Origin of the sequence: Lachnospira multipara LB2003 (assembly GCF_000702205.1) — a bacterium.
Lineage (GTDB): Bacteria > Bacillota > Clostridia > Lachnospirales > Lachnospiraceae > Lachnospira > Lachnospira multipara_A.
This window is the reverse complement of record NZ_JNKW01000006.1, coordinates 151,856-164,552: the sequence shown is the minus strand read 5'-3', so window position 1 is coordinate 164,552 and position 12,697 is coordinate 151,856. Positions and strand designations below refer to the sequence as shown.

Genomic DNA, 12,697 nt, shown 5'->3' with positions numbered 1-12,697 from the left:
CATAAGATAAGGACAATCTACTGGAAACAATGGAAGAAGGCTAAAACAAAATTCAAGGAACTCAAAAAGTTAGGCGTGGAAGAAGGAAAAGCGTGGATATGCGCAAACATGCGAAATGGCAACTGGTATTGCGGTAGTTATTTTGTATTACAGACTGCGTTTAACAACAAGAAACTCCGTGAACTAGGATACCCAACATTCACAGAGTTTTATTTGAAAATATGTGAAAACTAGAGAAGCGCCGTATACGGAACCGTACGTACGGTGCTGTGGGAGGTCGGTAGATAAAATAATTATCTACCTCCTACCCGATTTGTTTCGTGTTTTATTTCATTTTTAAGTATGCTATACTTAGTAAGCTTGTGTAAAGGCGTATTTGTCTAGATAGATTTTTACAGGGAGTTAAATTTGGATTTCGTATGAAAGTAGACCGTGTCTAAGGGAACAAGGGTCTATATATTTAGGAAAGAAGGTATATTATGATATATAAAACCAAGGGAGTATGTTCGAGAGAAATTGAATTTGAAATTGAGAATGATATAATCAAGAAAGTAACATTTTTTGGCGGATGCGATGGAAATACACAAGGAGTTGCTAGATTGGTAGAAGGAATGAGCGTTGATGACACAATTAATAGATTAGAAGGCATAGATTGCAGAGGAAGAGGTACATCATGTCCAGATCAGTTATCAAAAGCGTTAAAAGCATATAAGGAGGGCAATTTCTAATGAAGAAGATAGTACTTACAGGTGGTGGAACAGCAGGTCATGTAACACCTAATATTGCACTTATGCCATCATTAATTGAAGAAGGATATGAGATTGAATATATTGGATCATATACAGGAATTGAGAAGCAGCTTATAGAAGCAGAGAATATTCCATATCACTGTATTTCATCAGGAAAGTTAAGAAGATATTTTAGTACTAAGAATTTTTCTGATATCTTTAGAGTATTAAGAGGTATTATTCAGGCTAATAGATTACTTCGTAAGATTAAGCCAGATGTGGTTTTTTCTAAGGGCGGATTTGTATCTGTACCAGTTTGTTTAGCAGCTGGATTTAGACATATACCAGTAATTATTCATGAATCAGATATGACACCAGGATTAGCTAATAGAATAGCAATGAAGAAGGCAACTAATGTTTGTTGTAACTTCCCTGAAACAGTTAAGTATTTACCAGAAGGAAAGGCAGTATTAACAGGATCGCCAATTAGACAGGAATTATTAAAGGGCGATAAGAATGCAGGCCTTCGTCTATGCGGATTTAACGATAAGAAGCCAATTATATTAGTAGTTGGTGGAAGTACAGGTGCTAAGCATGTCAATGATGCAATCTATGATGTGTTACCTGAATTACTTGAAAAATATCAGGTTTGTCATTTATGCGGTAAGGGTAAGACAGAACCTAAATATGACACATTACCAGGATATAAGCAGTTTGAATATATAAGTGAAGAAATGAAGGATTTATTTGCCATGGCAGATATAGTCGTTTCTAGAGCTGGTGCTAATGCAATTTGTGAATTATTAGCTTTAAAGAAACCAAACCTTTTAATTCCACTTTCTGCAAAGGCAAGCCGTGGCGATCAGATTCTTAATGCTAAGTCATTTAAGGAACATGGCTATTCATTAGTTCTTGATGAAGATGAGCTAATTAAGGATGACAAGATTCAGGGTAAACTTTTACTTGATGAAATTAATAAATTATACGACAATAAAGATAGTTTTATAAGTAAGATGTCTGAGAGTAAACAGGCAGACTCAATTGCTAACATTATTGAATTAATTAAGAAAAATACAAAATAAATAATAGGAGGTTGCATAATGATAGGAATTATTGGCGCAATGGACGAAGAAGTTGAGCAGATAATTGCAGCAATGGACATTGAAAGAGAAGAAGCTAAGGCTAGCATGAACTTTAGAGCAGGAAAGCTTAATGGAAAAGATGTGGTAGTTGTACGTTCAGGAATTGGTAAATGTAATGCTGCAGCTTGCACACAGATTTTAGTAGATGATTTTAAGGCAGACTATATTATTAATACAGGTATTGCAGGTTCTCTAAGACCAGAAATTGATATTGCAGATATTGTAATTTCTGATGATGTGCTTCATCATGATGTAGATGTAACAGGCTTCGGTTATGAATTAGGTCAGGTTCCAAGAATGGATACATTAGCATTTAAGGCAGATGAAAGATTAGTAAAGCTTGCAAAGGAAGCAATAGCTAAGGTTTTACCTGAAATAAAAGGACATGTAGGAAGAATTGTATCTGGTGATCAGTTTATTTCAGATAGAGATACTAAGGATAGAATCGAATCAACATTTAAGGGATATTGTACAGAGATGGAAGGAGCTTCAATTGCTCATGTTTCACATATTAACAACGTACCATTTGTTATTTTAAGAGCAATCTCAGATAAGGCTGATGATTCAGCAACAATGGATTATCCAGAATTTGAGAAGCAGGCAATTGCTAATTCAGTAAAGCTTATAAAGGAATTAGTAGCTAACATTTAATAAATATAAGCTCAGACGGATTAAAAACGACTGAGATTTTAATCCGTCGCTAAATGCGGCGGATTTTTCAATTTCGGGCAGAATATAAAAAAGCTTAATGCAAAAAAAGAGGAAGAAAAAAATGAAAACTATAGCAAACAAACTAACAAGACAAAAGCAAATGTCAGAGGCACTAATAGTAGGACTATTTCTTGCTTTTTCAGGGGGCTTTCAAGATGCTTACACTTATATATTAAGAGGACATGTCTTTGCTAATGCGCAGACAGGTAATATAGTGCTTATGAGTACTTATATTATGCAGAATGAAAAATATAAGGCTCTAAAGTATTTTGTTCCTTTATTGGCATTTGCAGTGGGGGTATTTATTGCAGAGCAAATAGGAAGCCATTTTAAGCATTCTAAGAAATTGCATTGGAGACAAATAATAGTAGCTATAGAAGTTGTAATACTTTTCTTTGTGGGATTTATACCATTTAAGTATGATATAGTCGCTAACTCTTTGGTTTCTCTAACATGTGCAATGCAGGTACAAGCCTTTAGAAAGGTAAGTGGTAATGCTTATGCAACAACAATGTGTATTGGAAATTTAAGAAGTGGAATGGCAGCTCTGTCAGGCTTTACAAGAACTAAAGATAAGAAATTACTTGAAAAATCAGGATACTATTTTATTGTTATTTTTATATTTGCCATTGGAGCAGGAATTGGTGGAAATATAGGACCAAAGCTTGGAACACATGCAATTTGGGTAAGTTGCCTAGTGTTAATGGTGGCTTTTTTACTAATGTGTTTAGAAATAAAAGAAGATATGCTAGATTAAACTAGCATATCTTTTTGACTTCCATTTTGTGATTCTATAAATTGGTTTATTTTAATAACGTCATAAATTCCCTTATTTATATAAAATACAATACATGCATCTCTTACATTTCTAAAATCTAAGCAGCTATTATTAGTAAGCCTTAGGGCTTTATTTAATTGTTTCAAAGTACTGGTTAAAATCAATTGTTGATTTTACAGAATTTAATTGATTAAACAACTCAACAGTATTTTTTGAATCAGCCATTTATTATAAAATCTCCTTGTTTTTTAGTGTGTTAAAAATTGGTCAAAACTTGATGAACACTAGTTTTATGATATAATAATTTTTGGAAAAATTAAAGCTTTTATTGTAATAATATCTAGTGAAAAGAGGAAGTATGACTATTCAAGATGAACTTGCCCTATCTATGATAGATACTGTGGATGATATAGATTCAGATCATAATGTCGTATTGGTTAAGAATAAATTAGACAATCAGTATTATGTAAAAAAAGAACTAACAACATATAACAAAAGGCTATATGAATATATAAAGGAAACTAAAAATAAATATTTTCCTATTATTAGTGAGTGCATTGAGGATAGTGAAAACTTGGATTCAGGCGAGGATGGTAAGAAAAAGCTAATTGTAATTGAGGAATACATTAGTGGAAAGACACTTACAAAGTTAATTGAAGAAAATGGACATTTAACTGAAGATGAAAGTGTAAGAATAATACTTGAAGTAGCTAAAGGTTTAAAGCATCTCCATGACTTTGAATTTGTTAATAGGGATGTAAAACCAGATAATATCATTATTACAAGATTTAATGAGGTAAAGATTGTTGATATTAATACTGCCAAGAAGATTAATAAAGAATCTAATACAGATACTCAATTTCTTGGTACGCCTAGCTATTTTGCACCTGAACAAATTGGACTTGGATATAATTCATCAGATGTAAGGACAGACATTTATGCTGTGGGAATTGTACTTAATAGAATGTTAACAGGATGCTTTCCGAAAGATAATCTAACTACAAGCAAATCAAACTAAGCAAACAAGCTTTAATACAAAGAGTTTTTTATTCCCTGGATATAGGTCTTTAAAGCTTTGGAAGATGTGTCTTGCAACTCTTTATTATATATGTGCTGTATCTATTTGTTTTTATGGCTTTTTAACTCCTGAAGATATAGCAAAATACACATTTGTAGGTGCTGTGTTCATTTTATTAATTGTTTTGTTTTTGTTTATATTCCCAGTTTTATTTCTATTTAACTATAGGGGAATAAGAGATGTATTTCCGGGAGCTAATAGTGCTAATAGATATTTAGGCTTTATAGCTTCAGTATTTTGGATAGTTATTTGCTGTACTTTAGTGGTATTAATAGGATTTGGCTTATCAGAGATTCTAGTAGCTTAAATTATAATAAAGGTATAAAGTAAAAAGTGTGCTGTAAGCACACCAATTGATTCCTATTATTAATAATGCAGCTTTTGTATTAGGTCTTATTGGTGCTCTACTTGGTATTGTATGTTTAATAAAGAGGGCAAGTAAGACAACAGCAGCAGTAGGTTTAATTTTATGTGTGTGTGCAATGGGAATTACTCTTCTAATGCAGGATAGTTTTTCTAAGGCATTAGATGATGCAAGTAGTGATTTAGAAACTGCTTTTGACGACTTAGACGGCAGTAACACAGATAAACTTCTTCAGAATTCAATAGGCGTTGAATTTGAAAATTTTGTAGTTGATAAGGATACTTATTGGACAAATACAAAGTTACCAGTTAAAATAACTAACAAAGAAAAGGAAACTAAGAGTTTTTCTGTACATGTAGAAGCTAAGGATCCAAGTGGTAATAGAATTGGTGATGATTACATTTATGTTAATGATTTAGGGGCAAATCAATCACAGATGTTTGATTGCTTTACTTATATTTCAAGCGATGATCTTGCAAAATACGAAACTGCAACATTTTCTGTAGTGGAGGTGAGCATGTACTAAAAATTAGGAGGCATTTATGGAAATTTTAATGTTAGAAGCTAGTGTTTATGGCGATGACATTTCACTAGAAAAATTTGATAAGTTAGGAAATATAACAAAATACGCTGTTTCAAATTATGATGAGGCAATTGAAAGATTGAGCATTCATAATCCAGACGTAGTAATTGTTAATAAGATTCTAATGAACAAGGAGGCCATAGATGCCGCACCTAATCTAAAGGTAATTGCTGAAGCAGCAACAGGTTATAACAATATAGATATAGAATATGCTAAAGAAAAAGGTATTAGAGTTGCCAATGTAGCAGGATATTCAACAGAATCAGTGGTTCAGCATACATTTGCTCTACTCTTTTATTTACTTGAAAAATTAAGACATTACGATGACTTTGTAAAAACTGGACAATATGCTATGTGGCCAGTATTCTCATATTTTGGCAATATCTTCCATGAATTAAATGGTATGAAATGGGGTATTGTAGGACTTGGTAACATAGGTTCTAAGGTAGCAAGAATCGCTAAAGATTTTGGTTGTGAAGTATTATGTTATTCAGCAAGCGGTCATAAATATGATACAGAATATAGACAGGTTGAATTAGATGAGTTATTGAAAGAATCGGACATTATTTCAATTCATGCTCCATTAAATGAATATACTAATAACTTATTTGATTATAATGCTCTATCAAAGATGAAAAAAAGTGCTATCTTACTTAACCTTGGACGTGGTCCAATAGTTAATGATGCAGACCTTACAAGAGCTTTAAATGAAGATTTAATTGCAGCAGCAGGTCTTGATGTTATTAGCGTTGAGCCAATAAAGGGAGATAATCCACTTCTTACAATCAAGGATAGCGATAAACTAATTATTACTCCTCATATTGCTTGGGCAACACATGAAGCAAGAGAGAGATTAATGGATGAAATATATGAGAATATTGTTGCTTATTTTGAAGGCCGTGAAAGAAACGTTATAGTTTAATTTTAGTCAGTCTTTAATATAGTGTTTTTTAAGAAATAAAAAGTCGCTTTTATTCAAATTTTATTTTTGAATAAAAGCGACTTATTTTAATTTGTCTCTTTAAGATTTTTCTTATTAACTTCGTTTTTTTCTTGCTTAAAGAAAAGTTCTGACTTTAATGTTCCAAGTGGATCTGTAATTAACATATAAACAACCCAAATAATAAGAGCTAATATAACCACAGATAAACCAAGGAATGTATCGTTTAACATATCAGCTGCAGCTGGTGTAAAGTATGCGCTTTTGAGTTCAGCATATTCAAAGATTGCATCACCAAGCCACATTAAAGAAGCACCCCAGTATAACCATAGGAGAATGCCGCATTTTAGCTGACGAGCCTTAGGATTTACATACCAAACTACTGTACTAATAATAGCAGCTAATGTTGAAATTAAAAGTGTCATGAATTTCTCCTTTCTAATTAAATGATAAGATTAATTTGCCTTTAGGGCATTTGCTTTTTTCTCAAAAGAAGAAGCAACAATTACCATACCAATCCATACAGCAACGATAATAGCAGTCATTGTAACACCGACTGTTGCCATTTCATGTAGCATTTCTGCTGTAGAGTCTGCACTTTCCATTGCAGTTAAGAATGGGAAGAAAGGAACTACTTCACCATGCCATACATGCTCGAAAGCAAGTAATACAGCACCGCCAAGTAACATCTTAACTAACCAAGATAACTTTGTTGATACTGAAATGTGAGCTGGCTTTGTTTCGGCTTCTTTATGCTTAACAACCTTGCTAGCAACACCTGCTGCAACTGCACCTGCTGTTGGTACTAAAAAACATGCCATAAAAAATCCCTCCAATTGAATAAATTTTATCAAAGCTAATAATAGCACAAATTTAAGTTAGGTTGCAATTATTTTGAAATTTAAGTATCATTTCAAAAGACGAATTTTTTTGATTATAAATCAGGTCTAATAAAGCTAATAATAAAAGGAAACGAAACAAATGTATAATTATGTATTTTTTGATTTAGATGGAACTTTGACACAGTCAGAATTTGGTATTTTACAGGCTATAGAGTATTCTCTTGAGAAATTAGGAGAGAAGGAAATCAGTAAGGAGACCAAGCTAAAGTTTATTGGACCACCTCTTTATGATTCTTTTGTTAATATCCTTGGATATGACGATGAAAAGGCAACTAAAGGTGTTAAGATTTTTAGAGATTATTATGAAACTACAACACTTTTTAATGCACCTTTGTATGATGGAATTAAAGAGGTCCTCTCAAAACTTGTAGAGGAAGGTAAGACTCTATATGTAATTACATCTAAGGTAGAGAAAATGGCAGTAAAAATCGTAAATCATTTTGAAATAGACAAGTATTTTAAGGGGATTGTAGGCTCAGATCCTAATGCCAAGACACATGGGAAGGATGATTTAATCCGTAAGGTGTTAGAAATGGAGAATATTGAGGATTTAAGCAGCTGCGTTATGATTGGAGATACTAAGTTTGATATTAATGCAGCTAATAAGGTAGGTATTAAGTCAATTGGAGCAGGCTATGGTTATGGATCAGTTGAAGAGTTAAAGGCTCTTGGTTCTACACATATAGTAAGCAAACCTGTGGAAATTCTTGAGTATGTTTAAAGGAGATGTGGATAAATGTCAGAATTAACTACTCTTATTTATTTGAAGAAAAACGACATGTATTTAATGATGCATCGTATATCGAAAAAAAACGACATTAATAAGGATAAATGGCTTGGCATTGGTGGACATTTTGAAAAAAATGAGAGCCCTACAGAATGTATAGTAAGAGAAGTAAAGGAAGAGACTGGATACGAAATTAATAATCCGGATTATCGCGGTATTGTAACCTTTGTAGCTTTTGATAGTAAGTCTGATTATGAGAATAATCAAGGGGGAATATGTGAATATGTCCATGTCTTTACAACAGAGAAATTTACTGGAGATGAGTCAAAATGTGGCGTTAATTTTCCTTGCGATGAAGGCAAATTAGAATGGGTAAAGATTAAGGATGTATACAATTTGCCAATTTGGGAAGGCGATAAGTTATTTTTAAAAGCATTAGAGGATAATAAGGGCTTTTTTAATTTAAAACTTGTCTATGTAGCTAATGAATTAGTGGATTATATGTGGTTATAATTGTCTTGCAACGAAGTTGCAAGACCCAACGCCCGCTCATCGCGAAGCGATTCTAACGCGGGCTTTCCCCACCTGTCTTGCAACGAAGTTGCAAGACCTAACGCCCGCGCATCGCGCAGCGATTATAATGCGGGCTTTCCATAAACAAGCCTTGGTAAATTTAGTTCTATTGTTAATAGAATAAAATCTACCAAGGCTTTTTATTACCAGTCAAATTTACTTAGCTTAAATGGATTCTACTGTGTTAGTGATGCTTTTGTGCCATTCTTGAAGAGATTTAACATCACTTTTTCTCTTGGCGCCTATGGAGTCGTTAATAGTCTTAATTCCTGTGGCTGCTGCTTTAGCCGCAGTTACTGTTGTAATGTAAGGAATTTTTGCTTTAACAGCTGCTTTACGAAGGTAGGAATCATCATATGCAGAATCTTTACCAACAGGAGAATTTATAATAAGGTCAATTTCTCCATTGTTAATTGCATCAATAATATTAGGGCGACCTTCATAAATTTTATTAATAGCTTTTGCCATAATTCCTGCATCTTTAAGAACTTTAAGGGTTCCCTTAGTTGCAACAATATTAAAGTTACTTTCTTTAAACAAGTAAGCAATTTCAGCTATATATGGTTTGTCAGCTTTATTTACGGCTATAAGTACAGTTCCCTTTAGTGGAAGAGTCTGTCCTGCAGCTTCCTCAGCTTTATAGAAACTTTCACCTTCATTTCTTGCTATTCCAAGAACTTCTCCAGTTGAACGCATTTCTGGTCCAAGCAATGGGTCAACTTCAGGGAACATATTAAATGGGAATACAGCTTCCTTAACACCATAGTAAGGAATAACCTGTTCTTTGAGGTTTGGTATTGGTGATGGTCTCTTAGTTATTTCAGCTGTAATAATATCTGTGGCAATAGGAACCATTCGTATATTACAAACCTTAGATACAAGTGGAACTGTTCTTGAGGCTCTTGGGTTGGCTTCTAGAACGTAAACCTTTCCATTTTCAATGGCGTATTGCATATTCATAAGCCCAACAACGTGCATCTCTTCAGCAATTTTTCTTGTATATTCCTTGATGGTCTTAAGTATATCCGTTGGAATATGCTTAGATGGAATTATACAAGCAGAGTCCCCGGAATGAATTCCCGCAAGTTCAATATGTTCCATAACAGCAGGGACATAGGCATGTAAACCATCGCTAATGGCATCAGCTTCGCATTCAAGGGCGTGTTGTAGGAATCTATCAATAAGTATTGGTCGGTCAGGAGTTACTCCAATGGCTGCAGACATGTATTCTATCATTTGTTCATCGTCATAGACGATTTCCATTCCACGTCCGCCAAGAACATAGGATGGACGAACCATTACAGGATAGCCAATTTCATTAGCTATCTTAATTGCTGAGTCCACATCGATTGCCATACCTGACTCTGGCATTGGGATGTTTAGCTTGTTCATCATTTCTCTAAATTGGTCTCTATCTTCTGCAAGATCAATAATTTCAGGGCTTGTGCCAAGAATCTTAACTCCATTTTTCTTTAATTTACTTGCAAGATTAAGAGGAGTCTGACCTCCAAATTGAGCGATTATACCTACAGGTTTTTCCTTATTATAAATACTTAGCACATCTTCAAGGGTTAAAGGCTCAAAATAAAGTTTATCTGAAGTGTCATAATCTGTAGAAACTGTTTCAGGATTGCAGTTTACTATAATGGTTTCAAATCCTAATTTCTTAAGGGACTTTGCTGCATGAACACAACAGTAATCAAACTCAATACCTTGACCGATTCTATTAGGTCCGCCACCAAGAATCATAACCTTTGGTTTATCTGATGTGATTGGATTATTGTCAGTGCAATTGTAGCTTGAATAGTAGTAAGAGCTGTCTGTGGTTCCTGAAACATGAACACTATCCCAGTTCTCGCAAATTCCATCAGCTTCTCTCTTGTTTCGAATGCTTGATTCTGAAACCTGTAGAATCTGGCTTAAGTATTTATCTGAAAAACCATCGAGTTTAGCCTTCTTTAAATCACTGCTTATAGGTACTTGGCCACGGTATTTATGGATTAGATATTCTTCTTCATCAACTAATTCTTTCATCTGTTCAATGAAAAACTTTTTAACTTTAGTAATCTCATGGATTTCATCAACAGTTGCACCCTTTCTTAGTGCTTCATACATCATAAAGTGTCTTTCTGAATTAGGAGTATTAAGCATTGTTAGTAGCTTTTCCTTAGATAGGGTGTCAAAATCCTTAACATGTCCAAGACCATATCGATTTTTTTCAAGTGAACGAATGGCTTTTTGGAAGGCTTCTTTATAATTTTTTCCAATACTCATAACTTCACCGACTGCGCGCATCTGAGAACCGAGGTGATCCTCAACACCTTTAAATTTTTCAAATGCCCATCTGGCAAATTTAACTACAACGTAGTCTCCATCTGGTTTGTATTTATCAAGAGTACCGTATTTACCACAAGGAATTTCTGATAAAGTAAGCCCTGCAGCTAGTTTTGCTGAAATAAGCGCAATAGGAAAACCTGTTGCTTTTGATGCAAGGGCTGAAGAACGTGATGTTCGTGGGTTGATTTCAATTACTATAATTCTATCTGTAACAGGGTCGTGGGCAAATTGGACATTAGTGCCACCAATAACCTGAATTGAATCAACGATTTTGTATGCCATCTCTTGAAGTCTTTTTTGTACAGATTCTGAGATTGTAAGCATTGGGGCTGTACAGAAAGAATCACCTGTATGAACCCCCATAGGGTCTACATTTTCAATAAAACAAACTGTAATCATGTTGCCGTCTTTATCGCGGACAACCTCAAGTTCTAGTTCTTCCCAGCCAAGTACGCATTCTTCTACTAAAACCTGGCCCACTAAACTTGCCTGCAAGCCACGCTCACAAACTGTCTTTAATTCTTCCTTATTATAGACAATGCCGCCACCAGCGCCGCCCATTGTATAAGCGGGACGAAGAACAACAGGGTAGTGAAGTTTTTCTGCAATCTTAAGTGCATCCTCAACACTATAAGCTACTTCTGACCTTGCCATTTCAATACCCAATTTATTCATTGTATTCTTGAATTCAATACGATCCTCACCTCGTTCAATGGCGTCAACGGCTACGCCAATTACTTCAACATTGTATTTATCAAGAATACCTTCCTTATTAAGTTCAGAGCATAGGTTAAGTCCTGATTGTCCACCTAGGTTTGGCAATAGAGCATCAGGGCGTTCCTTAGCAATAATGGCCTCAAGCCTCTTGGTATTAAGTGGCTCGATGTAAGTTACGTCTGCCATTTCTGGATCTGTCATAATTGTTGCTGGATTGGAATTTACAAGGACAATTTCGTATCCAAGCTGTCTTAAAGCCTTACAAGCCTGTGTGCCTGAATAGTCGAATTCGCAGGCCTGACCAATAATAATTGGGCCAGAGCCGATAATAAGAATTTTTTTGATATCTTTCCTTTGCGACATATTTAGTTTCCTCCCGTTTTAAGTTTATGTTTACAAGTTTATGAAATAATTATACCACTTATAAATAAATCATTCTATTAAATAGGGCGGGGATAATAATAAAAAATTTATTTTTTTCATAATTGCATTTTTTAATAAGGGTTGTTACACTTTACACTAACCAAATGATATGTGAGGTAAATGTATGAAATATATTAGAAAAAATAAGACAGATTATGATATTTTAAAGGCACAGATTGAGGGATTAATTGAAATTGAAGATTTTTATCTTCCTGTTGTTTCCAACGCTGGTGCGCTTATTATGGAGAACTTAGAAGAATTAAACTGGGCAGGATTTTATTTTACAGAGGAATTTTTAGGATTGGATAAAAAAGACATTAATAAAAATACCAATGCAATTCATAGCGCTCATGATCATTCTAATAAGGAACGTTCTCCTCTAGATTTAATTCTTGGTCCATTTAATGGCAAGAATGCGTGTGTAAAAATTGCTCTTGGCAATGGTGTTTGCGGCACTGCAGTTAAGGAAGATAAGGTACAAGTTATTAAAAATGTAAATGAATTTCCTGGACATATTGCTTGCGATAGTGCATCTAATTCAGAAATCGTTCTTCCAATTCATAAAGATGGTAAAATTATTGGGGTGTTAGATATTGATAGCCCTTGTCTTGAAAGATTTGATGAAGAAGATAAGGCAGGATTAGAAGAATTCGTAAAAGTTCTAGAAAGCAAGGTTAATTGGGGCTAAATAAAA

Annotated in this window: 14 protein-coding genes and 1 pseudogene; 12 read left to right on the top strand and 3 right to left on the bottom strand. The window is 34.2% G+C overall.

Annotation, left to right across the window (positions count from 1 at the left end):
• The 9 genes and pseudogenes from T537_RS13000 to T537_RS0105400 all read left to right on the top strand — a co-directional run.
• Positions 1–234: pseudogene (locus T537_RS13000) on the top strand (group II intron reverse transcriptase/maturase); the annotation flags it as partial.
• A 245-nt stretch (positions 235–479) separates the two neighbouring features.
• The gene (locus T537_RS0105440; RefSeq protein ID WP_027437251.1) at positions 480–728 is read left to right on the top strand and encodes a TIGR03905 family TSCPD domain-containing protein; all 249 of its coding nucleotides are present in this window, start codon (positions 480–482) and stop codon (positions 726–728) included.
• Complete coding sequence (locus T537_RS0105435) at positions 728–1,810, top strand: undecaprenyldiphospho-muramoylpentapeptide beta-N-acetylglucosaminyltransferase (protein ID WP_027437250.1); 1,083 nt, start codon at positions 728–730, stop codon at positions 1,808–1,810. Before T537_RS0105440 ends, T537_RS0105435 begins: the two co-directional genes overlap by 1 nt.
• A gap of 18 nt (positions 1,811–1,828) precedes the next feature.
• Complete coding sequence (locus T537_RS0105430; RefSeq protein ID WP_031556644.1) at positions 1,829–2,521, top strand: 5'-methylthioadenosine/adenosylhomocysteine nucleosidase; 693 nt, start codon at positions 1,829–1,831, stop codon at positions 2,519–2,521.
• Between the two features lie 121 nt (positions 2,522–2,642).
• On the top strand, positions 2,643–3,338 hold the full coding sequence (locus tag T537_RS0105425) for a YoaK family protein (protein WP_027437248.1): 696 nt from the start codon (positions 2,643–2,645) through the stop codon (positions 3,336–3,338).
• 379 nt (positions 3,339–3,717) lie between these two features.
• A complete protein-coding gene (locus T537_RS0105415) occupies positions 3,718–4,377 on the top strand; it encodes a protein kinase domain-containing protein (protein WP_031556643.1) in 660 nt (219 codons plus the stop codon).
• Positions 4,378–4,441: 64 nt separating this feature from the next.
• Complete coding sequence (locus tag T537_RS0105410) at positions 4,442–4,744, top strand: hypothetical protein (protein ID WP_027437246.1); 303 nt, start codon at positions 4,442–4,444, stop codon at positions 4,742–4,744.
• A gap of 46 nt (positions 4,745–4,790) precedes the next feature.
• Positions 4,791–5,327, top strand: coding sequence for a hypothetical protein (locus T537_RS0105405; protein ID WP_027437245.1), 537 nt, complete (start codon positions 4,791–4,793; stop codon positions 5,325–5,327).
• A 16-nt stretch (positions 5,328–5,343) separates the two neighbouring features.
• The gene (locus tag T537_RS0105400) at positions 5,344–6,306 is read left to right on the top strand and encodes a D-2-hydroxyacid dehydrogenase (RefSeq protein ID WP_027437244.1); all 963 of its coding nucleotides are present in this window, start codon (positions 5,344–5,346) and stop codon (positions 6,304–6,306) included.
• Between the two features lie 86 nt (positions 6,307–6,392).
• Here the strand turns inward: T537_RS0105400 and T537_RS0105395 are convergent, their stop codons facing one another.
• Together T537_RS0105395 and T537_RS0105390 are read right to left on the bottom strand one after the other, a co-directional pair.
• Positions 6,393–6,749, bottom strand: a complete 357-nt coding sequence (locus tag T537_RS0105395; RefSeq protein WP_031556642.1) for a hypothetical protein — start codon at positions 6,747–6,749, stop codon at positions 6,393–6,395.
• Positions 6,750–6,779: 30 nt separating this feature from the next.
• The gene (locus tag T537_RS0105390; RefSeq protein WP_031556641.1) at positions 6,780–7,145 is read right to left on the bottom strand and encodes a hypothetical protein; all 366 of its coding nucleotides are present in this window, start codon (positions 7,143–7,145) and stop codon (positions 6,780–6,782) included.
• Positions 7,146–7,305: 160 nt separating this feature from the next.
• Between T537_RS0105390 and T537_RS0105385 the strand changes: the two genes are divergently transcribed.
• Complete coding sequence (locus T537_RS0105385; RefSeq protein WP_031556640.1) at positions 7,306–7,947, top strand: HAD hydrolase-like protein; 642 nt, start codon at positions 7,306–7,308, stop codon at positions 7,945–7,947.
• 15 nt (positions 7,948–7,962) lie between these two features.
• Entirely contained in the window at positions 7,963–8,466 is a 504-nt protein-coding gene (locus tag T537_RS0105380) for an NUDIX hydrolase (RefSeq protein ID WP_031556639.1), read from the top strand.
• Positions 8,467–8,691: 225 nt separating this feature from the next.
• On the opposite strand, the gene carB is transcribed toward T537_RS0105380, so the two are convergent.
• Positions 8,692–11,943, bottom strand: coding sequence for a carbamoyl-phosphate synthase large subunit (gene carB, locus T537_RS0105375; RefSeq protein ID WP_031556638.1), 3,252 nt, complete (start codon positions 11,941–11,943; stop codon positions 8,692–8,694).
• A 184-nt stretch (positions 11,944–12,127) separates the two neighbouring features.
• Between carB and T537_RS0105370 the strand changes: the two genes are divergently transcribed.
• A complete protein-coding gene (locus T537_RS0105370; protein ID WP_031556637.1) occupies positions 12,128–12,691 on the top strand; it encodes a GAF domain-containing protein in 564 nt (187 codons plus the stop codon).
• The last annotated feature ends 6 nt before the right edge of the window (positions 12,692–12,697 follow it).

Bases quoted from the DNA above. Each gene is read 5' to 3' on its own strand.
- T537_RS0105380 (WP_031556639.1), top strand. From the start codon at position 7,963: ATGTCAGAATTAACTACTCTTATTTATTTGAAGAAAAACGACATGTAT.
- T537_RS0105370 (WP_031556637.1), top strand. From the start codon at position 12,128: ATGAAATATATTAGAAAAAATAAGACAGATTATGATATTTTAAAGGCA.
- T537_RS0105430 (WP_031556644.1), top strand. From the start codon at position 1,829: ATGATAGGAATTATTGGCGCAATGGACGAAGAAGTTGAGCAGATAATT.
- T537_RS0105385 (WP_031556640.1), top strand. From the start codon at position 7,306: ATGTATAATTATGTATTTTTTGATTTAGATGGAACTTTGACACAGTCA.
- T537_RS0105440 (WP_027437251.1), top strand. From the start codon at position 480: ATGATATATAAAACCAAGGGAGTATGTTCGAGAGAAATTGAATTTGAA.
- carB (WP_031556638.1), bottom strand. From the start codon at position 11,943: ATGTCGCAAAGGAAAGATATCAAAAAAATTCTTATTATCGGCTCTGGC.
- T537_RS0105395 (WP_031556642.1), bottom strand. From the start codon at position 6,749: ATGACACTTTTAATTTCAACATTAGCTGCTATTATTAGTACAGTAGTT.
- T537_RS0105390 (WP_031556641.1), bottom strand. From the start codon at position 7,145: ATGGCATGTTTTTTAGTACCAACAGCAGGTGCAGTTGCAGCAGGTGTT.
- T537_RS0105435 (WP_027437250.1), top strand. From the start codon at position 728: ATGAAGAAGATAGTACTTACAGGTGGTGGAACAGCAGGTCATGTAACA.
- T537_RS0105410 (WP_027437246.1), top strand. From the start codon at position 4,442: ATGTGTCTTGCAACTCTTTATTATATATGTGCTGTATCTATTTGTTTT.
- T537_RS0105415 (WP_031556643.1), top strand. From the start codon at position 3,718: ATGACTATTCAAGATGAACTTGCCCTATCTATGATAGATACTGTGGAT.
- T537_RS0105425 (WP_027437248.1), top strand. From the start codon at position 2,643: ATGAAAACTATAGCAAACAAACTAACAAGACAAAAGCAAATGTCAGAG.
- T537_RS0105400 (WP_027437244.1), top strand. From the start codon at position 5,344: ATGGAAATTTTAATGTTAGAAGCTAGTGTTTATGGCGATGACATTTCA.